This window comes from Sphingomonas sp. Mn802worker (genome assembly GCF_000382485.1).
GTDB lineage: Bacteria > Pseudomonadota > Alphaproteobacteria > Sphingomonadales > Sphingomonadaceae > Sphingomonas.
Genome location: NZ_AORY01000015.1, coordinates 18,112 through 42,717, shown reverse-complemented (window position 1 = coordinate 42,717; position 24,606 = coordinate 18,112). Strand labels below are relative to the sequence as shown.

Below are 24,606 nucleotides of genomic sequence, written 5' to 3'. Positions count from 1 at the left end.
TTCACCGCAAACCCGCCATCGCGGGCGATCCGCGGCCTTGCCCGCCACCGCAGTCCCGCTATTCACCATCATATGTGGCAGTTGCACCAATTCACCCTGTGTCCGTTCACCCGCAAGGTGCGCACGCTGCTCAACGAGAAGGACGTCGGCTATCAATTGGTGCGCGAGCACCCGTGGGAACGGCGCGACGATTTCCTCCACATGAACCCCGCCGGGCAGACCCCGGTGATGGTCGAGCCGAACAAGGGCGAGGTGCTGATCGACTCGCTCGCGATCTGCGAATATTTCGAGGAAACGGTTGACCGCGCCGCGATGATCAACGGATCATCGGCCAATCGCGCCGAGATCCGCCGGCTGGTGACGTGGTTCGACACCTTCTTCTACCGCGACGTGACGCAGCCGCTGCTCGAGGAGCGGATGCTCAACCGGCTGGTCCACCGCACCGCCCCCAATGCGTCTCGCCTGCGCGAGGCGATGAAGTCGTCGGTCGGGCACCTCGACTACATCGATTACCTGCTCGACCACCGCAAATGGATCGCGGGCGCGACGATCAGCCTTGCCGACCTCGCCGCCGCGTCGCAGATCTCGGTCGCGGACTATCTCGGCGGAATCGACTGGACCGGGCATGCGCACGCGAAAGCCTGGTATTCCGCGTTCAAGAGCCGCCGCAGCTTCCGCCCGCTGCTGACTGAACGCGTCAGCGGGATCGAGCCGCCGAGCTATTACGAAAACCCGGATTTCTAAGCCGCCCGGACCTTTGACATGCACGTGACCAACGACCCTGCCACCCCCGCGGCCGATCCGATCACGTTCGACGACTTCATGCGCGTCGACGTGCGCGTCGGTATGATCATCGCAGTTGATCCCTTTCCGGAGGCGCGCAAGCCCGCGTTCAAGCTCACGATCGATTTCGGCGAGACGATCGGCGTCAAACGATCATCGGCGCAGATCACCGTGCGTCACGCCGCCGACGAACTGGTCGGGCGTCAGGTCGCCGCCGTGGTCAACTTTCCGCCGCGCCAGATCGGGCCGATGATGTCGGAGGTGCTGACGCTCGGCTTCCCCGACGCGGACGGTGCCGTGGTACTCGTCAGCCCCGCGCATCCGGTGCCGAACGGCGGGCGATTGTTCTAGGCGCTACTCCCACGCGGCGGGTTCGATCGTCTCGCGCAGGAAGGCGATGAAGGCGCGCACCGCGGGTGCGACGATCGGCGCGCGGGGATGCACCGCCCAGATTGCGACGTCGCGTGTCCCCTCCCACTCGGGCAGCACGCGCACCAGGCGTCCGCTGCGCAACGCATTCCCCACGTCCCACAGCGACCGCAGCGCGATGCCGACCCCCGAGAGCGCCAGCTCGCGCACCAGTTCGCTCGAATTGGTCTCGATCCGGCTGGTGTGATCGACGTTCATACGGCGCGTGCCCGATACCAGCCGCCACGGCATCTGCCCGACTGCGGCGAGCAGCGCGTGCGCGCCGAGATCATCGATCCGCACCGGCGTTCCGGCGCGCGCCAGATAGTCGGGGCTCGCGCACAGGACCCGGCGGCTGTCTCCCAACCGGTGTGCTTCCAGCCCAGCCGGCACGCCGGCGGCGATCCTGACGCCTACGTCGATCCCGTCCGCCACCAGGTCGCTGAATGCGTCGGACAGATCGAACGACAGCGTCACCGCAGGATGAGCCGCGAGGAAGCGGTGCAGCTGCGGCGCGACGTGCAGCCGCCCGAACGAGGTCGGCGCCGTCACGCGCAGCAACCCTGCGGGCGCCGCCGCCGCGCCGGTCAGCCGCGCCTCGGCCGCCTCGACCGCGGCGAGGATCGCGACCACGTCGGCGTGAAACCGCTCACCCGCGGGCGTCAAGGCGAGCCGCCTGGTCGTGCGCTGCACCAGACGCACGCCCAGTCGAGCCTCCAGCCGCGCGAGCCGTCGCGATGCCATCGCGGGCGACAAACGCAGCCCGCGCGCCGCCGCCGCGATGCTCCCCGCACTTACCAGCCGCGCGAACAGGACGTAATCGGGATCAATCATTCGTGCATTCTTGTACCGACTGCTGACACAGCAATGCGTCTAGTGAGGTAGATCACGGGCGGCTACAAGCGGCGTGCAGGAGAGAAAAACATGACCGAGCAAATGACCGACCGTGCCGGGCTGAGCGTCGCCCGTGTACTCGCCAGCTTTATCGAGGAACGCGCGCTGCCCGGCACCGGGATCGCGCCGGACACCTTCTGGGCGGGCGTGGCCGACATCTTCGCGCGGTTCGCGCCCGAGAACCGCGACCTGCTCGCGCGCCGCGACGACCTGCAGGCCTGTATCGACGACTGGTACACCGCACGCGCCGGGCAGCCGATCGACCAAGCCGAGTATCAGGCGTTCCTGCGCGAGATCGGCTATCTCGTCCCCGAACCTGCGCCGTTTACGATCGACACGCAGAACGTCGATGCGGAGGTCGCGACCACCGCTGGGCCGCAGCTGGTCGTGCCGATCCTCAACGCGCGCTTCCTGTTGAACGCCGCCAATGCGCGCTGGGGCAGCCTGTACGACGCGCTCTACGGCACCGACGCGCTCGGCTCGGCCAACCCTGGCGGCACGTACGACACGGCGCGTGGGAGCCAGGTGATCGCCTGGGCGAAGGCGTTCCTTGATGATGCGGTGCCGCTCGCCAGCGGATCGTGGACGGACCTCACCAGCGACAACGTCACGCTTGCCGACCCGGCGCAGTATGTCGGTCGCAGCGAAACCGGCCGGCTGTTCCGACACAATGGCCTCCACGTCGAGGTCGTGTTCGGTCCTGCCCATCCGATCGGCCGCGACGACCCGGCGGGGATCGCCGACGTGATCCTGGAAAGCGCGGTGACGACGATCTGCGACTTGGAGGACTCGGTCGCGGCGGTCGACGCCGCCGACAAGGTCGCGGCCTATGCCAATTGGTTAGGGCTGATGCGCGGCGACCTCTCGGACACATTCGAGAAGGGTGGCCAACAGGTGACGCGTCGGCTGAACCCTGACCGCCGCTACACCGGCGACGATGGCAACGAGATCGTCCTGCCCGGCCGAAGCCTGCTGTTCGTCCGCAACGTCGGCCACCTGATGACCACGCCCGCGCTGCGGCTGGCGGACGGCAGCGAAGCGCCCGAAGGAATCCTCGACGCGATCATCACCAGCCTCGTCGCAATGCACGACCTCCGGGGTGCGCACGCCAACAGCCGCGCGGGCAGCATCTACATCGTCAAGCCCAAGATGCACGGCCCCGACGAATGCGCGTTCACCGACCGCCTGTTCGACGCGGTAGAAGACCTGCTCTGCCTCGACCGCCACACGATCAAGGTCGGCGTGATGGACGAGGAGCGTCGCACCTCGGCCAACCTCGCCGCCTGCATCCACGCGGTGCGCCACCGGATCGTGTTCATCAACACCGGCTTCCTCGACCGCACCGGCGACGAAATGCACACCGCGACGCGCGCCGGCGCGATGATCCGCAAGGCCGAGATGAAGGGCGCCGACTGGATCAAGGCGTACGAGGATCGCAACGTGCAGATCGGCCTCGCCTGCGGACTGTCGGGCCGTGCGCAGATCGGCAAGGGCATGTGGGCCGCGCCCGACATGATGGCGGACATGCTGGAGCAGAAGGTTGCGCATCCGATCAGCGGCGCGACCACCGCCTGGGTTCCCTCCCCCACCGCGGCGACGCTCCACGCCACGCACTACCACCGCGTCGACGTGTTCGCGCAGCAGGAGGCGCGCCAAGCCGAGCCGATCGCGTCGCTCGACCGCCTGCTCACCGTCCCGCTGGCGACCGGGCGCAACTGGACGCCCGAGGAGGTGCGCGAGGAGCTCGACAACAATGCCCAAGGCATCCTCGGCTATGTCGTGCGCTGGATCGACCAGGGGGTGGGCTGCTCCAAGGTGCCCGACATCCACGACATCGGCCTGATGGAGGACCGCGCGACGCTGCGCATCTCGTCGCAGCACATGGCGAACTGGCTGCTCCACGGCGTCACGAGCGCGGAGGAGATCGACGCCGCGCTCAAGCGCATGGCGGTCAAGGTCGACGAGCAGAACGCGGGCGACCCGGCCTACCGCCCGATGGCGGGGCGCGAGGGTGACAGCATTGCGTTCCAGGCCGCGCGCGCGCTCGTCTTCGACGGGGTCGCGCAACCGAGCGGCTATACCGAGCCGCTGCTCCACGCCGCGCGCCTGCGCGAAAAGGCGTGCGCGGGCTGAGGGAACCACGCGCGCCGTCGCTGGTAGGGATGCACATGGCACAGCAATCCACTCTTCCAAAGGCCGGCGTCCTGGCGGGCGTCGGTGCGGCGGCACTCGGCCTCGGCGGTTTCCTCTACCTTCGCGCCAAGCGCCCGCCGGTCATCAACCCGCGCGTGCCCGCGCCCGCGAAGCCAGTCGACCTGAACCGCTATCTCGGCCGCTGGTACGAGATCGCGCGCCACGAATATGTCTTCGAAGAGGGCATGGACGCGGTGACCGCCGATTACTCGCGGCTGTCGGCGGACCGGATCGGCGTGACCAACGCCGGCACGCGCGGCGGCCAGCGTAAGGTCGCGCGCGCAAAGGGCGTGGTTGCGGACAAGGAAACCGGCGCGAAGCTCAAGCTATCGTTCTTCGGACCACTGTACGTCGGCGATTATTGGGTGCTCGACCACGCCGACGACTACAGCTGGTCGATCGTCGGTGAGCCCGGCGGACGTTACCTGTGGCTACTCACGCGCTCGCCGCGTCCGGGCGACGAACAGGTCGAGGCGCTGTTCGCGCGCGCGAAAGCACTGGGCTACGACACGAGCACGCTGCGCCGCACGCACCAGCCCTAACGCGGCACCAGGCGCGCTACGCTGCGACCAGCAGCGCCGCGCGTCCGGCCGCGTCGTGCGTGTCGCGCGCAAGCTTCTTGACCTCCGAGGCGACCACAGCGAAGCCGCGCCCGGCGTCGCCCGCGCGCGCCGCCTCGATCGTCGCATTGAGCGCGAGCAGGTTGGTCTGTTTGGCGATGCCGGAGATGGTAGACACGATCTCCGCCACCTGCGCCATCGTCTTCTCGAGCGCGGCGCCACGCTCGGTCAACGCCGTGCCCGCTGCCCGCGACTGCACCAGATGTGCCTGCACCTCGCGCTCCAGCATGACCTGCCGCGTAATATCGGTGGCGATCTTGAGCACCCGTTCCGGGTGACCGGCGGCATCCAGCACCGGCGTGTAGGTCGCCTGCAACCAAACCTCCTCACCGCGTGCGCTACGACGCGGGTACTCGCCCTGATCGAACTCACCCGAGCCGAGTTTGCGCCAGAAAGCGGCGTAGGAGGGGGTGTCCGCCTGCCCGTCCAGGCACAAAAGGCGGTGATGCCGCCCGACCAGCTCGTCGGAACGGTAGCCGACGATGCGAAGAAACGCGTCGTTAACCCAGGTGATCACGCCGTCCATGGTAAATTCGATCACCGCCTGCGATCGGCATACCGCGTGCCATGCGGCTTGCGAGGCCCCTCCGCTGCGATGGTCGGGAGCGGGATATGAAGTAGCCATGCCGAAGCTACTAACCTGGGGTACTTAATCCTTCGTTTCGGAGGCTGGTTGCGAATTTGCTGTAACAATCACGCCATCGTCGACGCGCACCGGCCACGGCGTAAGCCGCGCGCCCATGCACGGCCCGCCTTCGCAGCGGCCATCGTCGATCGCGAACACCGCGCCGTGCCACGAACACATGATCCGCGCGCCATCGGGTGTCAGATAGGCGTCGAGTTCCTGCGCCAGCGGCAGGCCGGCGTGCGGGCAGCGGTCGACGTAGCCGTACACCGCCTGTCCCTGGCGCACTACAAGGCCGTGAAAACGCCCGGCGCGCAGTTGCAGCACGTAGTTACGCGCAGCACCATCGGCGATCTGGTCGAGCGCGCCGAGCTTCACTCCCGCAGGTGTCGCGAACACGCGCGTGTCGGTGTCGCTCACGCGTCCATCATCTTTGCGGCAACGTCGCCTTGGGGAAGTCGGCCCACACCGCATCGTAATCGAGCTGCGCGTGGGCCAGCGCGTAGTCGGTCGGCCGGTATGCCCAGCAGCTTTCCAGCATGAACGCCATCGTGCCCTCTATCTTGTGGGGCTTGAGCTCGGCCGCGCTCGCGCCCTGCCAGCTCGCGACGTCGGGGCCGTGCCCGCTCATGATGTTGTGGAGCGAGATACCGCCGGGCTGGAACCCTTCCGCCTTCGCGTCATACGCGCCGATGATGAGGCCCATCGCCTCCGACATGACGTTGCGGTGGAACCACGGCGGGCGAAACGTGCCCTCCGCCACCATCCAGCGCGGCGGGAAGATGACGAAGTCGGCGTTGGCGCGGCCGGGCACGTCGCTGGGCGATGTCAGCACGGTAAAGATCGACGGGTCGGGATGGTCGAAGCTGACGGTGTTGATCGTGTTGAAACGCGACAGATCGTAGCGCCACGGTGCCAGATTGCCGTGCCACGCCACCACGTCGAGCGGCGAGTGATCGAGCGTCGTCGTCCACAGCGAACCCATGAACTTCTGGATGACCTCAGTCGGCGCGTCCACGTCCTCGAACCAGGCAACCGGTGTCTCGAAATCGCGCGGATTGGCGAGGCCGTTGGCGCCGATCGGGCCGAGATCGGGCAGGCGGAACAGCGCGCCGTGATTCTCCGCGACGTAGCCACGCGCCCTTCCATCCGGCAGCTTCGCCTTGAACCGCACCCCGCGCGGCACCAGCGCGACCTGCCCGGGCGCGACCTCAATGCGGCCGAGTTCGGTCAGCAGCTCGAGCCGCCCCTGTTCCGGAATAAAAAGCAACTCGCCGTCCGCGTCGACGAACACGCGGGCGTCCATGTCGCGGTTTGCGGCGTAGACGTGCATCGCCACGCCCTCCAGATCGGTCGGGTGGCGGTTGGCGAGCATCGTCGTCATGCCGTCGATCAGGTCGACGCCCGCTCCTTCCGGCATCGCCAGCGGGTCCCAGCGCAGCCGGTTGGGCGCGAGCGGGGCGTCGGTCGTGCCGGGGGCGAAGCGCTTGGCGCCGTCGTACCGGTTGAACGGCGGATGTTCGGCGGTGGGTCGCATGCGGTATAGCCACGAGCGGCGGTTCTCGTGGCGCGGGGCGGTGAAGGCGGTGCCCGACAATTGCTCGGTGTAGAGGCCGAAGGCAGGGCGCTGCGGCGAGTTGCGCCCGACCGGCAGCGCGCCGGGGATCGACTCCGTCGAGACGTGGTTGCCGAAACCGGGAATGTAGGCGGGGTCGATGGTAGCGGTCATCCTCAGTCCTTTCGGCTCTATGTCAGGCGCTTCGTGTCACGCCCGCCGGCGCGTCAGACGCGGCGAAGCCGCGCCTTGTGCGCCGGCTTCATCCGCGCTGGCCGGGCGCGGGCCGCGCCTGCGCGCGGCCATCCGGTCGACGCTTATGCGTCGACCTGGATAACCCCGCGCCTGATCTGATCCAGTTCAATGCTTTCGTACAACGCCTGAAAGTTGCCGTTGCCGAACCCCTCGTTGCCCTTGCGCTGGATGATCTCGAAGAAGATCGGCCCGACCATGTTCTCGGTGAAGATTTGCAGCAGCAGCCCTTCCTCGCCGACATTACCGTCGATCAGGATGCGGTTCTTGCGCAGTCGCTCCAAATCCTCGCCGTGGTCCGGCACGCGCTTGTCTACCAACTCGTAATAGGTCTCTATCGTGTCCTGCAACTTGACGCCGCGCGCGCGCAGTTTCTCCACCGTCCCGTAAATGTCGTCGGTGGTGAGCGCGAGGTGCTGGATCCCCTCGCCGTTGTAGTCGCGGATGAACTCCTCGATCTGGCTGTGGTCGTCCTGGCTCTCGTTCAACGGGATGCGGATCGCCTTGTCGGGCGCGATCATCGCCTGGCTGAACAGGCCGGTCGCCTTGCCCTTGATGTCGAAATACTTCTGCTCCTCGAAGCCGAAGATTTGGCCATAGAAGGCCGACCACGTCCGCATCTGCCCGCGCCGCACGTTGTGCGTCAGGTGGTCGAGCACGTCGAGCCCGACGTTGTTCTGCGCCGCCGCCTCTCGCCAGCCCTCGACCTCGTTCCAGTCGGCGAACGGATCAGCGTCGACCAGGTACAGTAGCGACCCACCAATCCCTTCTAGCACCTGCGCTCGCGGAAGCGCACTGCCGCTCGCGTCCATCGCCTTCGCACCACGCTCGACCGCCGCGGCGAGCGCCTCGCGCGCATCCGAGACGCGGAACGCCATCGCGTTCGCCGACGGACCGTGGCTGCTGCGGAACTCGGCTGCTTGGCCGCTCTCTTCGCGGTTGATCAGCAGATTGATGCGACCCTGACGATAGAGCGTCACCTGCTTGGTCGGATGCGTCGCAGCCGCCACAAAGCCCAACGCCTCGAACTGCTTCGCCAGCATGTCGGCATCGGGCGAGGTGAACTCACAGAAGGCGAAACCATCGAGCCCCATCGGATTGACGTCGATATGGTCCATTGCGCGCTCCACTGGTATCAAGTGAAACTATTCTGGTGCTTGCGGGCAGCCAAGTCAATGCGGGCTGATGACCCGGCTCGACCGGCTTGGTAGAAGCGCGCATGTCGCGTCTGCTCCGCCTGCTCCTGCCACTCGCCCTCGTCGCCGCGGCCGCGCCCGACAGCCGCGCCACTTTCGAGGCATTGCGCAGCGAGGACGCGCGGCTGGCGAACATCGCCTACCGGCTCGCCACCGCCAACGCGGCGCTGTGCCGCGATCAGCAGCCGGGCACCGGCGTCGTGCTGCACGCCATCGATCAATATGCCGCGCGCGATGCCGATGCCGCACGCAGCGTATTCGGCTTCGCCGCGCCGGTCGCGGTCGAGTGGGTCGTGCCCGGCTCCCCCGCCGCGCGCGCCGGCGTGCTGCAGAACGAAGGCGTCGCCGCTATTGCGGGCACGCCGCTGCCTCCGCCGACCACCGCGCACGACACCAGCGCGACGCGCGACGTCGCACTAGCCCGCCTCGCCGCGCTGCCGGTGCGCGCCCCCGTGTCGCTGACGCTCACCGACCAGAGCCGCACGCGCCGCGTGTCGATCGCGCCCGTGCCCGCCTGCCGCAGCGAGTTCGAGGTCGTCGCCGGACCCAAGCTCGGCGCCTCGTCCGACGGCCATGTCGTACAGGTCGGCGCGCGGTTGATGGAAACCTACGGCGACGATGATGTCGCGGTCGTCGTCGCGCACGAGCTCGCGCACACGATCCTGCGCCACCGCGCGCGGCTGGAGGCGGCGGGGGTCAAATGGGGGCTGTTCGGTGAGTTCGGCCGCAACGCGCGACTGTTCCGTGACACTGAGACGGAGGCCGACGTGCTCGGCGCGTTTCTGCTCCGCAACGCCGGCTGGGACCCACAGAATGCGGTGCGTTTCTGGCAGGGACCGGGCAGACAAGTCGACCCCGGCATGTTCCGTAGCCGCACGCATCCCTCACCCAAGGAGCGTGCGCGCATCATCGCGGAGGCGCTGGCGGCGATGCCGGCAAGTGCGCCACTGCCCTATCTGCCGCCAATTCTTGACCAGCGCGACGCGGCGCTCGACTGAGTCGCCGCCGAGCCTAGACCCTTACGCCGCCTGACGCAGCTCCAGCCGGCCCCAGATCTCGACCAGCGCGTCGGTCAGCTCACGCATCATCGCCTCGCTGTGCGCGGGGCCGGGGGTAAAGCGCAGCCGCTCGGTCCCGCGCGGCACGGTCGGGTAATTGATCGGCTGAACATAGACACCGTATTCGGCGAGCAGGATGTCGCTGATCTTCTTCGCCTTGACCGGGTCGCCGACCATCACCGGCACGATGTGCGTCTCGCCCAGCATCACCGGCAGTCCGGCGTCGCTCAGCATCGCCTTGAGCGTCGCCGCAGCTGCCTGCTGCCCGTCGCGCTCGAGGCTCGACGATTTCAGGTGCCTGACCGAGGCGAGCACGCCCGCGACCAGCACCGGCGACAGGCTGGTGGTGAAGATGAAGCCGGGTGCGTAGCTGCGGATCACATCGACGATCGTGCGGTCGGCCGCGATATAGCCGCCCATCACCCCGAACGCCTTGCCCAGCGTCCCCTCGATGATCGTCAGCCGGTCGGCTACGCCATCGCGCTCGGAAATACCGCCGCCACGTGCGCCGTACATGCCGACCGCGTGCACTTCGTCGAGGTAGGTCAGCGCGTTATACTTGTCGGCGAGATCGCAGATCGCCGCAACCGGCGCGACATCGCCCTCCATCGAATACACGCTCTCGAATGCGATGAGCTTCGGCAGCGCCGGATCGTCGGTGGAGAGCAGCTCTTCCAGATGCGCCAGATCGTTGTGGCGGAACACGCGCTTTTCCGCGCCCGAGTTGCGGATGCCAGCGATCATCGACGCGTGGTTGAGCTCGTCCGAATAGATGATGCACCCCGGCAGCACCTTGGCGAGCGTTGCCAGCGTCGCCTCGTTCGAGACGTAGCCGCTGGTGAACAGCAGCGCCGCTTCCTTGCCGTGCAGATCGGCGAGTTCGACCTCCAGATCGATGTGGTAGTGCGTATTGCCGCCGATGTTGCGCGTGCCGCCCGAGCCGGCGCCGACGTCGTGGAGCGCTTCCTCCATCGCCGCAATCACCTTCGGGTGCTGCCCCATCGCGAGGTAATCGTTCGAGCACCATACCGTGATCGGCTTCGGGCCGTTGTGCCCGGCAAAGCAGCGCGCGTTGGGAAACATGCCCTTGTTGCGCAGGATGTCGATGAAGACGCGGTAGCGCCCCTCGGCGTGCAGGCGGTCGATCGCCTGGGTGAACACGCGCGAATAGTCGACCGGGCGCGCGTCACCCGAACGGACGCTGCTTTCCGGCACTCTGCTCTCCGCAACAAGGCGCGTTTCGCTGCTCTCGCTCATCATGCCGGCGACTTAGCCTGCTAACCCACGCTTTTCCAGCGCATTTGGTCGATCATAGTGTCTCAGGGAGTGCAAACCCGCGTGCGCGCAACTGGTCGCCGATGCGCGTCTCGCGCGCGCCTAGCCGCGTGAAGACGAGCCGGTGCCCGCGCGACTCGCCCGGCCACGCCTGCCCCTGCGTCAGCGACGCCACGCGCCGCGCGATGCCGGGGCCGCCATCGACGAAGGTCACACCTGCCGGCGCCGCCGCGCGCAGCTCATCCACCAGCAGTGGGAAATGCGTGCACGCGTTGACGATCACGTCGATCCGCTCACCATCCGGCTGGTCGAACAGCCCGGCGAGCTCGCGCGCGACGGCGTCCGCATCGACCGCCTCGCCCGCCAGCTTCGCCTCGGCCAGTTCGACCAGCGTGGCGGAGCCGTAGCGCAGCACGGTGCAATCGCCCGCGAAGCGGGCCGCCAGATCGTCGACATAGGGCTGACGCACCGTCGCCGCGGTGCCCAGCACACCGACGACTCGCGTGCGCGACGCTTCCGCCGCGGGCTTGATCGCGGGCACCGTGCCGACGACGGCCACGTCGAGCGCGGCGCGCACCGCCGGAAGCGCGATCGTCGAGGCGGTGTTGCACGCGATCACGATCAATCGCGGGCGATACCGCTCCGCCAACCGCCCGAGCAGTGCAGGCACGCGTGCTGCGATCTCCGCCTCGCTCTTCGTGCCGTAAGGAAAAGCGGCTGAATCGGCGGCGTAGACGATGCTCGCGGCCGGCAGCAGTTCGAGCGTCGGCGCGACGACCGACAGCCCGCCCACCCCTGAGTCGAAGAACAGGATCGGTCGCGCATCGTCGTTCATGCACGTCCACATAGCCTTCGCCGCCTAGTAGATACAGATGAGTGACACCTGCTCGCCCGCACGCTAAAACAGGGTCAGAAGGGGAACAGAACTGGCCACCCAGATCATCTGGATACCGCCCGCGGCGGCGTTGCTGATCGGCTATCTGCTCGGCTCGATCCCGTTCGGCGTCATCCTGACGCGGCTGGGCGGCGCCGGCGACCTGCGGCAGGTCGGCTCGGGCAATATCGGCGCGACCAACGTGCTGCGCACCGGGCGCAAGGGGCTCGCCGCCGCGACGCTGCTGCTCGACATGCTGAAGGGCGTCGCCGCCGTCGGAATCGTCGCCGCGCTGTTCCCTGACCAGGCGCCGCTTGCCGCGGCGGGGGCGTTCGTCGGCCACTGCTATCCCGTCTGGCTCGGCTTCAAGGGCGGCAAGGGCGTCGCGACGCTGATGGGGATCGTCGTGGCACTCGCCTGGCCGCTCGGGCTCGTCTACGCGTTCATATGGCTGGGGCTGCTTGCAGGGATGCGCATCTCCTCGGTCGCCGGCATGGCGGCGGCGGTCAGCGCGCCGGTCGCCGCCGCGATCCTCGGCCCGTTCGACCTCGTGCCGCTGCTGCTCGCGCTCGCGCTCCTCGTGATATGGAAGCACCGCGCGAACATCTCGCGCCTGCTCGACGGAACCGAGCCGCGCGTCGGCGGCACGAAGAACGCGGCCTGAACATGTCCGATGTCGCGGCGCCGCACGGTGCTCCGGCCGCGACGATCGCTGACGACGACGCACTCGCACGATTGCGTCTGATCCGCACGCCGTCGATCGGTCCGGTGTCGTTCCGCCAGTTGCTCGCCCGCTTCGGCACCGCGGCGGCGGCGATCGAGGCGCTGCCGTCCCTCGCCCGTCGCGGCGGCGGGCGTGTCCCTGCGGTCACCGACATTCATGCGGCTGAGCGTGAGATGACGACGGTGACGCGGGCCGGCGCGCGCTACCTGTTCCTCGGCTCGCCCGATTATCCGCCGCTTCTCGCCGAGCTGTCCGATGCGCCGCCGGTGCTGACGATCCGCGGCAACTTGTCGTGCGCCACGCGCGACACGGTCGCAATGGTCGGCGCGCGCAACGCTTCGGCCGCGTCGTGCCGCTTCGCGCGCGGGTTGGCGCAGGAGATCGCGCACGCCGGCGCGGTCGTCGTCTCCGGTCTCGCACGCGGGATCGACACCGCAGCGCATGAGGGCGCGGGTGCCGCGACGATCGGCGTCATCGCCGGCGGGATCGATGTCGCCTACCCGCCCGAGAATGCACGGTTGCAGGAACGCATCGCCGAGGAAGCGCTGCTCGTCGCCGAGATGCCGCCGCGTACCGAGCCGCGCGCACGCCACTTTCCGCATCGCAACCGCATCATCGCCGCGCTGTCGCTTGGCACCGTCGTGATCGAGGCCGCGCCGCGCTCGGGCTCGCTCATCACCGCCAGGCTCGCGGGCGAGGCCGGGCGCGAGGTGATGGCGGTGCCCGGCCACCCGAGCGACCCGCGCGCACAAGGGTGCAACGGCCTGATCCGCGACGGTGCGGTGCTGGTCCAGTCCGCCGCCGACGTGCTCGAACAGGTCCGACCGATCGATCTGCGCGCGAGTGTCAGGTCACCGGTCGCCGGCTGGGACGCACCTCCACCTGAGGACGCGAGCGACGCCGATCGCCGCCGCGTCACCGACCTGCTCGGCCCGGTGCCCGTCGGCATCGACGAACTCGTCCGCCAGACCGCGCTCGCGCCTGCGGTGGTGCAGATGGTGCTGCTCGAACTCGAACTCGGCGGCCGCCTCGAACGCCACGCTGGTGGACGGGTCAGCCTGTGCTGAGCGCGCCTGCATCCTCGCCGCGCTGGGTCCGGTGGTGGTTCCGCGGCGCCGCGATTTACGGCACGACCGCGCTGCTCGCCAGCTTCGCCGCGCCGGAGGTCACGACGCTGCCACAGCTCGCCTTCACGCTCACCGCGCTCGCGTTCCAGCTCGTTTTCTGGATCATCAGCCGTGACCCCGTTCGCTATCGGCCGATGATGCTCGCCGGCGTTTTCGAGAAGGCGGCGTTCGGCGTTCCCGCGCTTGTCCTTGCCCGCGGCTCGACCACTGCGATCTTCGGCGCGGTCGATCTTATTCTCGGCGTCGGCTTCCTCCTCGCCTGGCGCGCGACGCCGCAGCGCTAGAGCGCCGCACCCGGTGTCGCCGCGCGCGCAGTGCCGCACCGGCTCGTGACGTCGCTGGCGGTGCACAATACCGCTCCCTGCAACACGCCTGCCGCCCAGCGCACATCCGCAATTGTCGGTACCCGCCGCGTTGCCGCCTGCACCATGTGCAAGGCATCATCGCCCAGCACCGCGCGCGCGAACATCGTCTCGGGCTTTCCGGTCTGCGGATTGCGCGGGCAGTCGACACGGATCGTCGCCGAAACATGACCGGCGAGCGGAACGCTTTCGCCCGGCGTGACCGTCGCACCCGGGCACGCCGCCTGCATCAGGGCGGCCGTACGCGCCAGCACCGCCGCGGGCGTCATTCCTGCCCGGTAACCGAAGCGTTGCAGCGTCACCATGCGCGTCCAGTTCTCCACCGTCTCGCCGCGCGGGACATATTCGCGCATGCCATGACCTGCCGGCGCTTCCCAGCCGAACACGAAGCGCGAGTCTGCGGGTGCGAGCAGGAACTCTCCCGACCATCCCGCCTGCGTCGCCGCCGCACAACACAGCGCAAGCGCGCCCATCAACCAACCTGTTCGCATCACGCCCGCTCCCCACCTTTGTTCATCATGCGACCCACGATCGTGCCCCGCAATCCCGCTTGACGCCGCCGCCCCGACCTCTCCACCCTCGCGCATACGTGTGAAGCTTCCTAGTTAGGCCCCAATGCAACTCGTCATCGTCGAATCGCCTGCCAAGGCGAAGACCATCGAAAAGTACCTCGGCTCCGATTATCGCGTCCTCGCGAGCTATGGCCACGTCCGCGACCTGCCGCCCAAGGACGGATCGGTGAACCCCGACGACGGCTTCGCGATGGAATGGGAAAACTACGCCGACAAGGCCAAGCAGCTGAAGGCGATCGCCGATCTGGCGAAGGTCGCCGACCGCCTGATCCTCGCGACCGACCCCGATCGCGAGGGCGAGGCGATCAGCTGGCACGTGCAGGAAGTGCTAGCGAAGCGCCGCGCTTTGCCCAAGGCGGTCGAGCGCGTCACCTTCAACGCGATCACCAAGCAGGCGGTGACCGACGCGATGAAGGCGCCGCGCGCGCTCGATACCGACCTGATCGACGCGTACCGTGCGCGCCGCGCGCTCGACTATCTCGTCGGCTTCACGCTCTCGCCGGTGCTGTGGCGCAAGCTGCCGGGTGCCAAGTCCGCGGGCCGCGTCCAGTCGGTCGCGCTGCGCCTGATCGTCGAACGCGAGCGCGAGATCGAGCTGTTCGTCGCGCAGGAATATTGGTCGGTAACGGCCGCGCTGGAGCATGACGGAACACCTTTCACCGCGCGGCTGTCGCAGTGGGAAGGCAAGAAGCTCGACCGCCTGTCGATCGGCAACGAAGGCGATGCCAAGCGCGCAAAGGCCGATGTCGAGGCCGGCCGCTTCACCGTCCAATCGGTCGAGACGCGCCCGGCGACGCGCAACCCGCCGCCGCCGTTCACCACCTCGACGCTACAGCAGGAGGCGGCGCGCAAGCTTGGCTTCTCCGCCGACCACACGATGCGGATCGCGCAACAGCTCTACGAGGACGGCGCGATCACTTATATGCGCACCGACGGCGTGCAGATGGACGGCAGCGCGATCTCGGCCGCGCGCGGCGCGATCGCCAACCGCTACGACGGTAGCTACGTCCCCGACAAGCCGCGCCAGTATCAGGCAAAGGCCAAGAATGCGCAGGAAGCGCACGAGGCGATCCGCCCGACCGATTTCGGCAAGGATCGCGTCGGCGCGGGCGACCACGCGCGGCTTTACGAGCTGGTGTGGAAGCGCGCGCTCGCCAGCCAGATGGCGTCCGCCCGCATGGAGCGCACCACGATCGAGTTCGCCGATGGTACCGGGCGCAACGTGCTGCGCGCTACCGGTCAGGTCGTGCTCTTCCCCGGCTATCTCGCGCTCTACGAGGAAGGCACCGACGACAGCCAGGACGAGGACGCGCGCCGCCTGCCCCGCATGCGCGAGGGCGACGCGCCCGCGAAAAAGGGCGTCGACGCCGAGCAGCATTTCACCCAGCCGCTGCCGCGCTATTCGGAGGCGAGCCTCGTCAAGCGGATGGAGGAACTCGGCATCGGGCGCCCCTCCACCTACGCCTCGATCATCAAGACGCTGAAGGATCGCGCCTATGTCCGGGTCGAGAAGAACCGCTTCTTCGCCGAGGAGAGCGGCCGGCTGGTGACCGCGTTCCTCGAACGCTTCTTCCCGCGTTACGTCGGCTACGACTACACCGCCGAGCTGGAAGAAGAACTCGATGACGTTTCGGGCGGCCGCGCGCAGTGGCAGGCGGTGCTGGAAAGCTTCTGGCGCGATTTCAAGCCGCGCACCGCCGAGGTCATGGAGCAGAAGCCGTCGGAGGTGACCGCCGAACTCGACACCTTCCTTGCGCCGTACCTGTTCCCCGACAAGGCCGATGGCAGCGACCCGCGCGCCTGCCCGGCGTGCCAGGCGGGCAGCCTTGCGCTGCGCGGCGGACGCTTCGGCGCGTTCATCGCCTGCTCGAACTATCCCGAATGCAAATACACCCGTCGCTTCGCTCAAGGGGGGGATGCCGCCGAGTCGACCGGTCCTGAGATGCTCGGCAAGGATCCCGAGACAGGGCTGGAGGTCGAGCGCAAGTCGGGTCGCTTCGGCCCCTACATCCAGCTGGGCGAGGGCAAGGAAGCGAAGCGCGCCTCGATCCCGAAGGACGTCGAGCTCGACCTCGAAATGGCACTCAATCTCTTGAGCCTGCCGCGCACGATCGGCCAGCACCCTGAGACGGGTCAGGACATCACCGCCGCGATCGGGCGCTACGGCCCCTATCTCGCGCACGCGGGCAAGTATGCGCGGCTCTCCTCGACCGCCGACGTGTTCGAGACCGGCATGAACGCCGCGGTGGTGAAGCTTGCCGAGGCGGCAGCGGGGGGCGGGCGTCCGCAACGCGGCGCGGCGCGCGAGCCGCTAAAGGTACTGGGCGCACACCCGCGCACCGAGGCCGAGCTGAAGCTGATGGAGGGTCGCTATGGCCCCTATGTCACCGACGGCACCACCAACGCGACGCTGCCCAAGACGATCACGCCAGAGCAACTGACGGTGGAGGAAGCCGCGCAATTGATCGATGCGCGGGCGGCGATGGCACCGGCGGGCAAGAAGAAGCCGGCGGCGAAGAAGAAGGCTGCACCGAAGAAGACGGCAACGACGGCCGAGGGCGACAAGCCGGCGCCAAAAGCAACCGCAAAGAAGCCCGCCGCGAAGAAGGCGCCTGCCAAGAAACCCGCGGCAAAGAAGGCGACCGCCTGATTGATCAGGTGTCGGGTCGTACCCGGCACCTGCCACCGTCACGTGCGCTCAGCGTAGCGTAGAAAGACCGGCGTTTACGCCGCGCGGCGGTTGAGCAGGCCGATCACGTCGCGCGCGGCGCGCTGCGCGGTCGCGATCTCGCGCGCGGTCATGTCGTCGGACACCTCGGCGCGCGCGGCGGGTGCCGCGTCATGCCCCCAGGCGGCGGCGAGGTTGAGCCACTTGTGCGCCTCGATCAGGTCGAGCGCGGCGCCCGACGTACCCGTGGAGTAAGCGATCCCCAGGTCGTAAGAAGCATCAGCGTCGCCGGCACGTGCCTTGGCGATCCGGCGGTCGAGCAGTAACGGCGTACTGGAAACTACGGTCATCGGTTTGCCCCCGATTACAGCGTGAATGCTGATCGCACGGCTATGACCCGATTGGGCTCACCAAATGGTTAACGGGTTAACGGCGTCGTGAGCACGCCCGTTTACCCCGCCCGCCTTACTCCGCTGCCTCGACCGCCAGATTGTCGATCAGCCGCGTCGAGCCCAGTCGCGCCGCCGCGAGCAATTGCCGCCGCCGCGACGTGTCTGCCTGCGGCTGGAGCGTCTCCGCATCGACCAGCGAGACGTAATCGACCTCGAACCCGGCATTCGACAGGTAGGTGGTCGCGTCCGCCACTGCCTTCTCGACCGGCGTGCCGGTCGCAATCGCGCGCGCCGCGATCCCCAGCGCGCGTGGCAACGCCACTGCCTTGGCGCGCTCCTCGGTGTCGAGGTAGACGTTGCGGCTCGACAGCGCGAGCCCGTCGTCCTCTCGTTGTGTCGGTACACCCGTCACCTCTATGTCGAAATCGAGGTCGGCGACCATGCGGCGGATGACGGCGAGCTGCTGGAAGTCCTTTTCACCAAAATAGGCGCGCGTCGGCTGCACCTGGTTGAACAGCTTGGCGACGACGGTGGCCACGCCGTCGAAATGGCCCGGCCGCGCCGCACCGTCCAGCCCCTCGCTCACCCCGGCAACCGAGATGTTGGTCGAAAATCCTTCGGGGTACATGACCTCGACCGGAGGCAGCCACAACAGGTCGCAGCCCGCCTCGGTCAGCATCGCGATGTCGCCCGTCTCCTTGCGCGGGTAGCGCGACAGGTCCTCGTTGGCGCCGAACTGCTTCGGGTTGACGAAGATCGACGCGACCACGCACGTTCCCGGCCGCCGCGCCGCCTCGACCAGCGCGATATGCCCGGCGTGGAGTGCCCCCATCGTCGGCACCAGCGCGATCTCGCGTCCGGCCGCGCGTGCCGCCGCGACCTGTTCGCGCAAGCCCGCGAGTTCCCGAAACACTTCCACGTCTTACCCCTCGTATCCCTGCGCCGCGGCTTCTATGATGGCGTCAAACAGCAATCAATCAGGGAAGTCGCGCGTTGTCTGACCAGACCGAGACGCACATCACCGCTCCGGCAACGGAGCCCGCCGCCGAGGCGCCCTCCGCCGCCGGTACGAAGCTCGCAAGCCAGCCGCACGCCGGCCCGCACGTCATCGTCTACGCCAATGAAAAGGGCGGCACGGGCAAGTCGACGACGGCGGTCCACACCGCGGTTGCCCTCGCCACCCGCGGCGCGCGCGTCGCGTGCATCGACCTCGACCATCGCCAGCGTACGCTCGGGCGCTACCTCGACAACCGCGCCGCGACCGTGGAGCGCACCGGGCAGCCGCTGCCGATCCCCGATCACGCCACCGGCGACGGCCAGGCCGACGGCAATTTCGAGGATTTGTTCGCGCGCTTCAGCGACGGCTACGATTTCCTCGTGATCGACACGCCGGGCCGCGACGATCCGTGCGCGCGCACCGCCGCCGCGCTCGCCAACACGCTGGTCACGCCGATGAACGACAGCTTCGTCGACTTCGACCTGATCGGGCAGGTCGATGCCGAGACGTTCAAGGTCAAGCGTCCCAGCTTCTACTCCGAACTGATCTGGGATGTGCGCAAGGCGCGCGCGAAGGCGGACGGAACGACGATCGACTGGGTCGTGCTGCGCAATCGCCTCGCCTATGTCGACGCGCGCAACATGCGCCGCGTGTCGGAGGCCCTCGACCAATTGTCGCGCCGGGTCGGCTTCCGCATCATTCCCGGTCTGGGCGAGCGCGTGATCTACCGCGAGCTGTTCCCGGCCGGGCTGACGTTGCTCGACAACAAGTCGTTCGGCGGCATGGGGTTGAGCCACGTCGCCGCGCGGCAGGAACTGCGCGAGATGATGGCAGGGTTTGCGCTGCCCGACACGGCGCTGTCGAGCGCGGCCGCATGAAGCTGATCGTCGCCGCGCTGGTGATCTGGCTGGTGTGGTGGCTCCTGAAGAAACCCCCGCAGCGCCGTCCCGGTGCGATCGCGACCGCACGCCGGACGCTGGGCGTCGCCGCCGATGCCGACGCCGACGCGATCCGCACCGCGCATCGCCGCCTGATTGCGGAACTGCACCCCGATCGCGGCGGCTCGGCGGAGGAAGCGCGCCGCGTCAACGCCGCGCGCGACCTGCTGCTCGCACGCATCACCGCCGCGCGCTGAGCCATACGACTTCCTTCAAAAGGGCACGGCAGCGTTGGCGTCGTTCGTCTGTCATCTTATGCCGCTGCCATGACGCACTGCTTCCACGCCTCGATCCTGCGCGACTATGACATTCGCGGCACCGTCGACGAGACGCTGTTCGGTGCCGACGCCTTTGCCGTCGGGCGCAGCTTCGCGACGCGCGTGCGCCGCGCCGGTGGCCGCCGCGTCGCGGTCGGTCGCGATGGCCGGCTGTCCTCGCCGATGCTGGAAGCCGCGCTGGTCGATGGCCTGACCGCCGGCGGCGTCGATGTGGTCCGGGTCGGTCTCGGTCCCTCGCCGATGCTCTATTTTGCCGAGGCCACGCTGGAGGTGGATGCCGCCATCCAGGTGACCGGCAGCCACAATCCCGCAGGCGATAACGGGTTCAAGCTCGTGCTGGCACACGACAGCTTCTTCGGCGACGACGTGCGCGACCTCGCTCGACTGGCCGAGGCCGGCGATTGGGAAGCGGGCTCAGGCACCGTGACCGACGCGGCGGTGATGGAGGATTACGTCGCCCGCCTGCTCGCAGGCGCTGCGGGCGGCACCTTTCGCATCGGCTGGGACGCGGGCAACGGCGCGGCCGGTCCAGTCATCGAGCGACTGACGCAGGCGCTGCCCGGCGAGCACCATCTGCTCTACACCGAGGTCGATGGCGCATTTCCCCACCACCATCCCGACCCGACGATCCCCGCCAACCTCGCCGACCTGATCGCGCTGATCCGCCGCGAGCGGCTCGACTTCGGCTTTGCCTTCGACGGCGATGGCGACCGCATCGGCGCGGTCGACGCGCGCGGGCGGATCGTCTGGGGCGACCAGATCCTCGCACTCCTCGCCGAGCCGCTGCTCCGTGAAGTTCCTGGCGCGTGCGTCGTGGCCGACGTGAAGTCGAGCGACACGCTGTTCGACCGCGTTCGCGCGCTCGGCGGGCGCGCAGTCATGGCGAAGTCGGGCCACAGCCAGATCAAGGCGCGAATGAAGGCGGAGCGCGCGGCGATCGGCGCCGAGCTGTCGGGGCACATCTTCTTCGCGCACGGTTATTATGGGTTCGACGACGCGCTCTACGCTGCCGTCCGCCTGATCGGAGCGATCCATCACTCGGGGCTTTCGCTGGCCGAGCTGATCGACCGCCTGCCCGCCACGCATGCCTCGCCCGAGCTGCGCATCGCGGTGCCCGAGAATCGCCGCCTCGCCATCGTCGAGGAGGTACGCGCCCGCGTGCTCGCCACTGGTGCGCGGGTCGATCAAACCGATGGCCTGCGCGTCTCCACCCCCGACGGCTGGTGGCTGCTGCGCGCGTCGAACACGCAGCCGGCGGTGACGCTTCGCGCAGAAGCAGCGGACGAAGCCGGGCTCGACCGGTTGCTCGCCACGATCGATCAGCAGCTGGCGCTCAGCGGCGTATCGCGCGCCACCTGAGCGCGCTCACGCCTGCGCCGGCACCATCCACGACAGATCAACGCGCGACAGTCGGTCGACATATTTCGCCGCGCGCTTCAGCCGCGCCTCGTCCGCCAGAATCACGCGCGTTCCCTGCCGCGCGATCAGCCCCGCCTCTTCCAGCTGGCGCAGCATACGGTTGACGTGCACCGCGGTCAGCCCGCTCGCGTCGCCGATCTCCTCCTGTGTCAGCGGCAGCGTGAAGCTGCCCTCGACGTCCTCGCCCGCGCGCCGCAACCGGTCGCGAATGTCGAGCAGCACCGCCGCGATCCGCGCCTGCGCCGATGTACGTCCCAGCCCTGCCAGCCGATCGGTCATTGCCGCGCGTTCCGCCTGGTCGATCGCCGTCAGCGCGAGCGCGAGACGCGGGTGCCGCGCCAACACCTCGGCCACCTGCGCCCGGTCGAACAGCGCGACCATGCTGTCGCACAATGCCGCCACGCATTCGGGCGAATGCGCATAGGCGAGCGCCGACGCGCCCGTCAGATCACCGGGGAAAAGGAACCGCAGGATCTGCCGGCTGCCGTCGTCCAGCAGCACGTAGCTCATCATCATCCCGCTCGACACCACGTACAGGTCGCTGGTGCGATCGTTCTCGCGCACCAGCACCGCCCCCCGCCGGAGCGAGCGTGTGCGGCCCTGCACCTGCTCCACGGCCTCGCGTTCGGAAGCGGACAACGGAAGGAACTCGCCGATCCGGTCGGCGAAGGTACGTACCCGCACGCAGTGTCAAACCCCTTGTTATTGCTTCCGCTTATGGGGAGCGGGCACCGTCCTGCATTAAAGTCGATCAAGCGGAACAAAACATGGATTAATTTCGCCCGCATCCTCCGATCGGAACCATGACGCGCGCCTGTGCCGTGGCGGCTTGGCGATGCTTCACGCGCGCGATAGACGCGGGGCCATGGACCGTATCCTTATTCGCGGCGGCAATCGCCTGTCGGGCACCCTTCCTATTTCGGGCGCGAAGAACGCCGCATTGACGCTGATGCCGTGCGCGATCCTGACCGACGAGCCGCTGACGCTGCGCAACCTGCCGCGCCTCGCCGATGTCGACGGCTTCGGCCACCTGCTCAATCAACTCGGCGCCTCGACCCGGATCGAGGGATCGCGCCCCGACGAGTTCGGCCGCGTCATGACGATCCGCGCCGGGCAGCTGACCAGCGCGGAGGCGCCGTACGACATCGTGCGCAAGATGCGCGCCTCGATCCTCGTGCTCGGTCCTATTCTCGCGCGCGCCGGGGAAGCGCGCGTATCGCTGCCCGGTGGCTGCGCGATCGGCAACCGCCCGATCGACCTGCATCTGAAGGCGCTGGAGGCGATTGGCGCGAAGCTTGAGATGAGCGCGGGCTACGTTACTGCCTCGGCACCGGGCGGACGCCTGTCGGGTGGTGTGTATCGTTTCCCGGTCGTCTCGGTCGGCGCGACCGAGAACGTCGTCATGGCCGCGGTCACCGCCAGTGGCCCGACGCGCATCGAAAACGCCGCGCGCGAGCCCGAGATCGTCGATCTGTGCCGCTGCCTCGTCGCGATGGGCGCGCAGATACAGGGGATCGGGACCGAGACGCTCGAGATCGAGGGCGTCCGCGAACTCCATGGCGCGACCTATTCGGTCATGCCCGACCGGATCGAGGCGGGCAGCTACGCCTGCGCCGCCGCGATCACCGGGGGCGACGTGACGCTGACCAACATCGGCGCGGACGAGATGGGCGCGACGCTCGCCGCCCTTCGCGAGGCCGGCGTCGAGGTAGAGACCGGCCGCAACACGATCCGCGTCGCCGCGCCGAACAAGCTGCGCCCCGTGAACATCACCACCGCGCCCTTCCCCGGTTTCGCGACCGACATGCAGGCACAGTTCATGGCGATGCTGTGCCGCGCGGAGGGTGCCAGCGTGCTGACCGAGACGATCTTCGAGAACCGCTACATGCACGTGCCTGAATTGGCGCGGATGGGGGCCGACATCCAGGTCCGTGGCCGCACCGCGGTCGTCCAGGGCGTCGACCGCCTCGTCGGCGCGCCCGTCATGGCGACCGACCTCCGCGCCTCGATGAGCCTCATCATCGCCGGGCTGGTGGCGGACGGAGAGACGCAGGTCAGCCGCATCTACCACCTCGACCGCGGCTACGAACGGCTGGAGGAAAAACTCTCCGCGGTCGGCGCCGATATCGAGCGCGTCGGGGATGGCTGAGGGCGACTAGGCGGGAAAGAGTATCGCGCTTCTTCGAATTGAGCGTTCCGCTCAGACCGCCTGCGCCGCCGCCCAGCCGCTCGCCCAGGCCCATTGGAAATTATACCCGCCGAGCCAGCCGGTAACGTCCACCGCCTCGCCGATCGCGTAAAGGCCCTGCAGGTGGCGCGCTTCCATCGTCTTCGATGACAGGCCCGCGGTCGCGATGCCGCCGACCGTCACCTCCGCCTTGGCGAACCCCTCGGTGCCATTCGGGTGGAAGCGCCAGTCCGCCAGCCGCCGCTCCGCCGCCTCCAGCACGCGATCGGTCGCGAGCCCTAGTTCGCCGACGCCGATCACCTCGGCCAGCGCGTCCCCAAGTCGTCCCGGCAGCGGCAGTGCGGAGGCGAGCGTGCCGCGCGGCCGCACTCGCTTCGCCTCGCGCAACCATCCCGGTGCCACACCCGGCACAAGGTCGATCGTCACTGCCTCGCCGGACTTCCAATAGGACGACACCTGCAGGATCGCGGGCCCGCTCAGCCCCTTGTGCGTGAACAGCGCAGCCTCCGCGAACGCCGTGCCCTTGCCCTTCGCCGGCACCGACCCAGCGACCACCGGCGTTGCGACACCCGACAAAGCGCGGAACAGCGCCTCCTCGCCCGGCAAGGTCAGCGGCACCAGCGCGGGGCGCGGCTCAACCACCTTCAACCCGAACCGCCGCGCGAGGTCATAGGCGAACCCGGTCGCGCCCAGCTTCGGGATCGAAGGACCACCGGTCGCGATCACCAGCGACGGTGCCGTGTAACGCTGCCCGTCATGCTCGACCGTGAAGCGCGCATCGGCGTGGCCGATCTCGCCCAGCGCGCCGCCGAGCCTCAGCGTCACCTTCCCCAACTCGCATTCGCCCAGCAGCATCGATACGATCTGCCGCGCCGATCCGTCGCAGAACAATTGCCCCAGCGTCTTCTCGTGCCACGCGATCCCGTGCCGCTCGACCAGGTCGAGGAAGTCTTGCGCGGTGTAGCGGCCTAGCGCCGACTTGGCGAAATGCGGGTTGGTCGAGACGTAGCGCTCCGCCACGGCCTCGCGGTTGGTGAAATTGCACCGTCCGCCGCCCGAAATGACGATCTTGCGCCCCGGCTCGGTTCCGTGATCGAGCACGACGACGCGCCGCCCGCGCTGCCCCGCGATCGCAGCGCACATCAGCCCGGCGCCCCCCGCGCCGAGCACGATCGCATCGAACTGTTCCATGCGAGCCGCCTGCCACA

General features: G+C 68.3%; 25 protein-coding genes. 13 read left to right on the top strand and 12 right to left on the bottom strand.

The genetic code is table 11. The annotated features are described in order from the left end of the window. The first annotated feature begins 72 nt into the window (after nucleotides 1-72). Together SMN802W_RS0113640 and SMN802W_RS0113635 are read left to right on the top strand one after the other, a co-directional pair. The gene (locus SMN802W_RS0113640) at nucleotides 73-744 is read left to right on the top strand and encodes a glutathione S-transferase family protein (RefSeq protein ID WP_019517479.1); all 672 of its coding nucleotides are present in this window, start codon (nucleotides 73-75) and stop codon (nucleotides 742-744) included. 18 nt (nucleotides 745-762) lie between these two features. Further along, nucleotides 763-1,134, top strand: coding sequence for a tRNA-binding protein (locus SMN802W_RS0113635; RefSeq protein ID WP_019517478.1), 372 nt, complete (start codon nucleotides 763-765; stop codon nucleotides 1,132-1,134). 3 nt (nucleotides 1,135-1,137) lie between these two features. Here SMN802W_RS0113635 and SMN802W_RS0113630 read toward each other — a convergent pair whose 3' ends face one another. Then, on the bottom strand, nucleotides 1,138-2,025 hold the full coding sequence (locus SMN802W_RS0113630; RefSeq protein WP_019517477.1) for a LysR family transcriptional regulator: 888 nt from the start codon (nucleotides 2,023-2,025) through the stop codon (nucleotides 1,138-1,140). A 90-nt stretch (nucleotides 2,026-2,115) separates the two neighbouring features. Here SMN802W_RS0113630 and SMN802W_RS0113625 point away from each other — a divergent pair, with 90 nt between their 5' ends. Both SMN802W_RS0113625 and SMN802W_RS0113620 read left to right on the top strand, forming a co-directional pair. Then, the gene (locus tag SMN802W_RS0113625; protein ID WP_026326132.1) at nucleotides 2,116-4,218 is read left to right on the top strand and encodes a malate synthase G; all 2,103 of its coding nucleotides are present in this window, start codon (nucleotides 2,116-2,118) and stop codon (nucleotides 4,216-4,218) included. A 35-nt stretch (nucleotides 4,219-4,253) separates the two neighbouring features. Beyond that, nucleotides 4,254-4,820 (top strand): lipocalin family protein, encoded by a 567-nt coding sequence (locus SMN802W_RS0113620; RefSeq protein ID WP_019517475.1) that lies wholly within the window; start codon nucleotides 4,254-4,256, stop codon nucleotides 4,818-4,820. 16 nt (nucleotides 4,821-4,836) lie between these two features. Here the strand turns inward: SMN802W_RS0113620 and SMN802W_RS0113615 are convergent, their stop codons facing one another. The 4 genes from SMN802W_RS0113615 to hppD all read right to left on the bottom strand — a co-directional run bounded on the left by SMN802W_RS0113615 (nucleotide 4,837) and on the right by hppD (nucleotide 8,448). Beyond that, nucleotides 4,837-5,523 (bottom strand): methyl-accepting chemotaxis protein, encoded by a 687-nt coding sequence (locus tag SMN802W_RS0113615; protein WP_026326131.1) that lies wholly within the window; start codon nucleotides 5,521-5,523, stop codon nucleotides 4,837-4,839. A gap of 24 nt (nucleotides 5,524-5,547) precedes the next feature. Next, nucleotides 5,548-5,943, bottom strand: a complete 396-nt coding sequence (locus SMN802W_RS0113610; protein ID WP_019517473.1) for a Rieske (2Fe-2S) protein — start codon at nucleotides 5,941-5,943, stop codon at nucleotides 5,548-5,550. A gap of 7 nt (nucleotides 5,944-5,950) precedes the next feature. Beyond that, the gene (hmgA, locus tag SMN802W_RS0113605; RefSeq protein WP_019517472.1) at nucleotides 5,951-7,252 is read right to left on the bottom strand and encodes a homogentisate 1,2-dioxygenase; all 1,302 of its coding nucleotides are present in this window, start codon (nucleotides 7,250-7,252) and stop codon (nucleotides 5,951-5,953) included. 143 nt (nucleotides 7,253-7,395) lie between these two features. After that, a complete protein-coding gene (hppD, locus tag SMN802W_RS0113600) occupies nucleotides 7,396-8,448 on the bottom strand; it encodes a 4-hydroxyphenylpyruvate dioxygenase (protein WP_019517471.1) in 1,053 nt (350 codons plus the stop codon). A 101-nt stretch (nucleotides 8,449-8,549) separates the two neighbouring features. On the opposite strand from hppD, the gene SMN802W_RS0113595 reads away from it, so the two are divergent. Then, entirely contained in the window at nucleotides 8,550-9,524 is a 975-nt protein-coding gene (locus tag SMN802W_RS0113595; protein ID WP_019517470.1) for a M48 family metalloprotease, read from the top strand. Nucleotides 9,525-9,545: 21 nt separating this feature from the next. Here the strand turns inward: SMN802W_RS0113595 and hemA are convergent, their stop codons facing one another. Both hemA and murI read right to left on the bottom strand, forming a co-directional pair. After that, entirely contained in the window at nucleotides 9,546-10,844 is a 1,299-nt protein-coding gene (gene hemA, locus SMN802W_RS0113590; protein WP_019517469.1) for a 5-aminolevulinate synthase, read from the bottom strand. A gap of 49 nt (nucleotides 10,845-10,893) precedes the next feature. Further along, nucleotides 10,894-11,694: a glutamate racemase gene (murI, locus tag SMN802W_RS0113585; RefSeq protein WP_037524185.1), complete on the bottom strand. Its 801-nt coding sequence runs from the start codon at nucleotides 11,692-11,694 to the stop codon at nucleotides 10,894-10,896. A gap of 130 nt (nucleotides 11,695-11,824) precedes the next feature. Here murI and plsY point away from each other — a divergent pair, with 130 nt between their 5' ends. The 3 genes from plsY to SMN802W_RS17690 are packed head-to-tail and all read left to right on the top strand — an operon-like array spanning nucleotide 11,825 to nucleotide 13,868. Continuing rightward, nucleotides 11,825-12,397, top strand: coding sequence for a glycerol-3-phosphate 1-O-acyltransferase PlsY (plsY, locus tag SMN802W_RS0113580; RefSeq protein WP_019517467.1), 573 nt, complete (start codon nucleotides 11,825-11,827; stop codon nucleotides 12,395-12,397). A gap of 2 nt (nucleotides 12,398-12,399) precedes the next feature. Beyond that, nucleotides 12,400-13,524 (top strand): DNA-processing protein DprA, encoded by a 1,125-nt coding sequence (dprA, locus tag SMN802W_RS0113575; RefSeq protein WP_019517466.1) that lies wholly within the window; start codon nucleotides 12,400-12,402, stop codon nucleotides 13,522-13,524. Further along, complete coding sequence (locus tag SMN802W_RS17690) at nucleotides 13,518-13,868, top strand: hypothetical protein (protein WP_019517465.1); 351 nt, start codon at nucleotides 13,518-13,520, stop codon at nucleotides 13,866-13,868. Before dprA ends, SMN802W_RS17690 begins: the two co-directional genes overlap by 7 nt. Here the strand turns inward: SMN802W_RS17690 and SMN802W_RS0113565 are convergent. After that, the gene (locus SMN802W_RS0113565) at nucleotides 13,865-14,440 is read right to left on the bottom strand and encodes a hypothetical protein (protein ID WP_156818908.1); all 576 of its coding nucleotides are present in this window, start codon (nucleotides 14,438-14,440) and stop codon (nucleotides 13,865-13,867) included. The genes SMN802W_RS17690 and SMN802W_RS0113565 overlap by 4 nt on opposite strands. Before the next feature lie 121 nt (nucleotides 14,441-14,561). Here SMN802W_RS0113565 and topA point away from each other — a divergent pair, with 121 nt between their 5' ends. After that, entirely contained in the window at nucleotides 14,562-17,168 is a 2,607-nt protein-coding gene (gene topA / locus SMN802W_RS0113560; protein ID WP_019517463.1) for a type I DNA topoisomerase, read from the top strand. 74 nt (nucleotides 17,169-17,242) lie between these two features. Here the strand turns inward: topA and SMN802W_RS0113555 are convergent, their stop codons facing one another. Beyond that, nucleotides 17,243-17,536 (bottom strand): SEL1-like repeat protein, encoded by a 294-nt coding sequence (locus tag SMN802W_RS0113555; protein WP_019517462.1) that lies wholly within the window; start codon nucleotides 17,534-17,536, stop codon nucleotides 17,243-17,245. A gap of 115 nt (nucleotides 17,537-17,651) precedes the next feature. Then, on the bottom strand, nucleotides 17,652-18,497 hold the full coding sequence (gene panC, locus SMN802W_RS0113550) for a pantoate--beta-alanine ligase (protein ID WP_019517461.1): 846 nt from the start codon (nucleotides 18,495-18,497) through the stop codon (nucleotides 17,652-17,654). A gap of 188 nt (nucleotides 18,498-18,685) precedes the next feature. Between panC and SMN802W_RS0113545 the strand changes: the two genes are divergently transcribed. The 3 genes from SMN802W_RS0113545 to pgmG all read left to right on the top strand — a co-directional run bounded on the left by SMN802W_RS0113545 (nucleotide 18,686) and on the right by pgmG (nucleotide 21,150). Then, nucleotides 18,686-19,453, top strand: a complete 768-nt coding sequence (locus tag SMN802W_RS0113545) for a division plane positioning ATPase MipZ (RefSeq protein ID WP_026326127.1) — start codon at nucleotides 18,686-18,688, stop codon at nucleotides 19,451-19,453. Next, nucleotides 19,450-19,710 carry a DnaJ domain-containing protein gene (locus tag SMN802W_RS0113540; protein WP_019517459.1) on the top strand — a complete coding sequence of 87 codons (261 nt, stop codon included), beginning with the start codon at nucleotides 19,450-19,452 and terminating at the stop codon, nucleotides 19,708-19,710. Before SMN802W_RS0113545 ends, SMN802W_RS0113540 begins: the two co-directional genes overlap by 4 nt. Before the next feature lie 69 nt (nucleotides 19,711-19,779). Continuing rightward, complete coding sequence (gene pgmG / locus SMN802W_RS0113535; RefSeq protein ID WP_019517458.1) at nucleotides 19,780-21,150, top strand: phosphoglucomutase/phosphomannomutase PgmG; 1,371 nt, start codon at nucleotides 19,780-19,782, stop codon at nucleotides 21,148-21,150. Between the two features lie 6 nt (nucleotides 21,151-21,156). Here the strand turns inward: pgmG and SMN802W_RS0113530 are convergent, their stop codons facing one another. Beyond that, complete coding sequence (locus tag SMN802W_RS0113530; RefSeq protein ID WP_019517457.1) at nucleotides 21,157-21,894, bottom strand: Crp/Fnr family transcriptional regulator; 738 nt, start codon at nucleotides 21,892-21,894, stop codon at nucleotides 21,157-21,159. Between the two features lie 181 nt (nucleotides 21,895-22,075). Here SMN802W_RS0113530 and murA point away from each other — a divergent pair, with 181 nt between their 5' ends. After that, entirely contained in the window at nucleotides 22,076-23,359 is a 1,284-nt protein-coding gene (gene murA, locus SMN802W_RS0113525; protein WP_019517456.1) for a UDP-N-acetylglucosamine 1-carboxyvinyltransferase, read from the top strand. Nucleotides 23,360-23,410: 51 nt separating this feature from the next. On the opposite strand, the gene SMN802W_RS0113520 is transcribed toward murA, so the two are convergent. Then, a complete protein-coding gene (locus tag SMN802W_RS0113520; RefSeq protein WP_019517455.1) occupies nucleotides 23,411-24,589 on the bottom strand; it encodes an NAD(P)/FAD-dependent oxidoreductase in 1,179 nt (392 codons plus the stop codon). Between the last annotated feature and the right edge of the window lie 17 nt (nucleotides 24,590-24,606).

Excerpts from the sequence above, each read along its gene's own strand:
- topA (WP_019517463.1), top strand. The coding sequence starts at position 14,562 with ATGCAACTCGTCATCGTCGAATCGCCTGCCAAGGCGAAGACCATCGAA.
- SMN802W_RS0113540 (WP_019517459.1), top strand. The coding sequence starts at position 19,450 with ATGAAGCTGATCGTCGCCGCGCTGGTGATCTGGCTGGTGTGGTGGCTC.
- hppD (WP_019517471.1), bottom strand. The coding sequence starts at position 8,448 with ATGGACCATATCGACGTCAATCCGATGGGGCTCGATGGTTTCGCCTTC.
- SMN802W_RS0113625 (WP_026326132.1), top strand. The coding sequence starts at position 2,116 with ATGACCGAGCAAATGACCGACCGTGCCGGGCTGAGCGTCGCCCGTGTA.
- SMN802W_RS0113555 (WP_019517462.1), bottom strand. The coding sequence starts at position 17,536 with ATGACCGTAGTTTCCAGTACGCCGTTACTGCTCGACCGCCGGATCGCC.
- dprA (WP_019517466.1), top strand. The coding sequence starts at position 12,400 with ATGTCCGATGTCGCGGCGCCGCACGGTGCTCCGGCCGCGACGATCGCT.
- SMN802W_RS0113630 (WP_019517477.1), bottom strand. The coding sequence starts at position 2,025 with ATGATTGATCCCGATTACGTCCTGTTCGCGCGGCTGGTAAGTGCGGGG.
- SMN802W_RS0113615 (WP_026326131.1), bottom strand. The coding sequence starts at position 5,523 with ATGGCTACTTCATATCCCGCTCCCGACCATCGCAGCGGAGGGGCCTCG.
- hmgA (WP_019517472.1), bottom strand. The coding sequence starts at position 7,252 with ATGACCGCTACCATCGACCCCGCCTACATTCCCGGTTTCGGCAACCAC.
- SMN802W_RS0113640 (WP_019517479.1), top strand. The coding sequence starts at position 73 with ATGTGGCAGTTGCACCAATTCACCCTGTGTCCGTTCACCCGCAAGGTG.
- SMN802W_RS0113635 (WP_019517478.1), top strand. The coding sequence starts at position 763 with ATGCACGTGACCAACGACCCTGCCACCCCCGCGGCCGATCCGATCACG.
- SMN802W_RS0113620 (WP_019517475.1), top strand. The coding sequence starts at position 4,254 with ATGGCACAGCAATCCACTCTTCCAAAGGCCGGCGTCCTGGCGGGCGTC.
- hemA (WP_019517469.1), bottom strand. The coding sequence starts at position 10,844 with ATGATGAGCGAGAGCAGCGAAACGCGCCTTGTTGCGGAGAGCAGAGTG.
- murA (WP_019517456.1), top strand. The coding sequence starts at position 22,076 with ATGGACCGTATCCTTATTCGCGGCGGCAATCGCCTGTCGGGCACCCTT.
- SMN802W_RS0113595 (WP_019517470.1), top strand. The coding sequence starts at position 8,550 with ATGTCGCGTCTGCTCCGCCTGCTCCTGCCACTCGCCCTCGTCGCCGCG.
- murI (WP_037524185.1), bottom strand. The coding sequence starts at position 11,694 with ATGAACGACGATGCGCGACCGATCCTGTTCTTCGACTCAGGGGTGGGC.
- pgmG (WP_019517458.1), top strand. The coding sequence starts at position 19,780 with ATGACGCACTGCTTCCACGCCTCGATCCTGCGCGACTATGACATTCGC.
- SMN802W_RS0113520 (WP_019517455.1), bottom strand. The coding sequence starts at position 24,589 with ATGGAACAGTTCGATGCGATCGTGCTCGGCGCGGGGGGCGCCGGGCTG.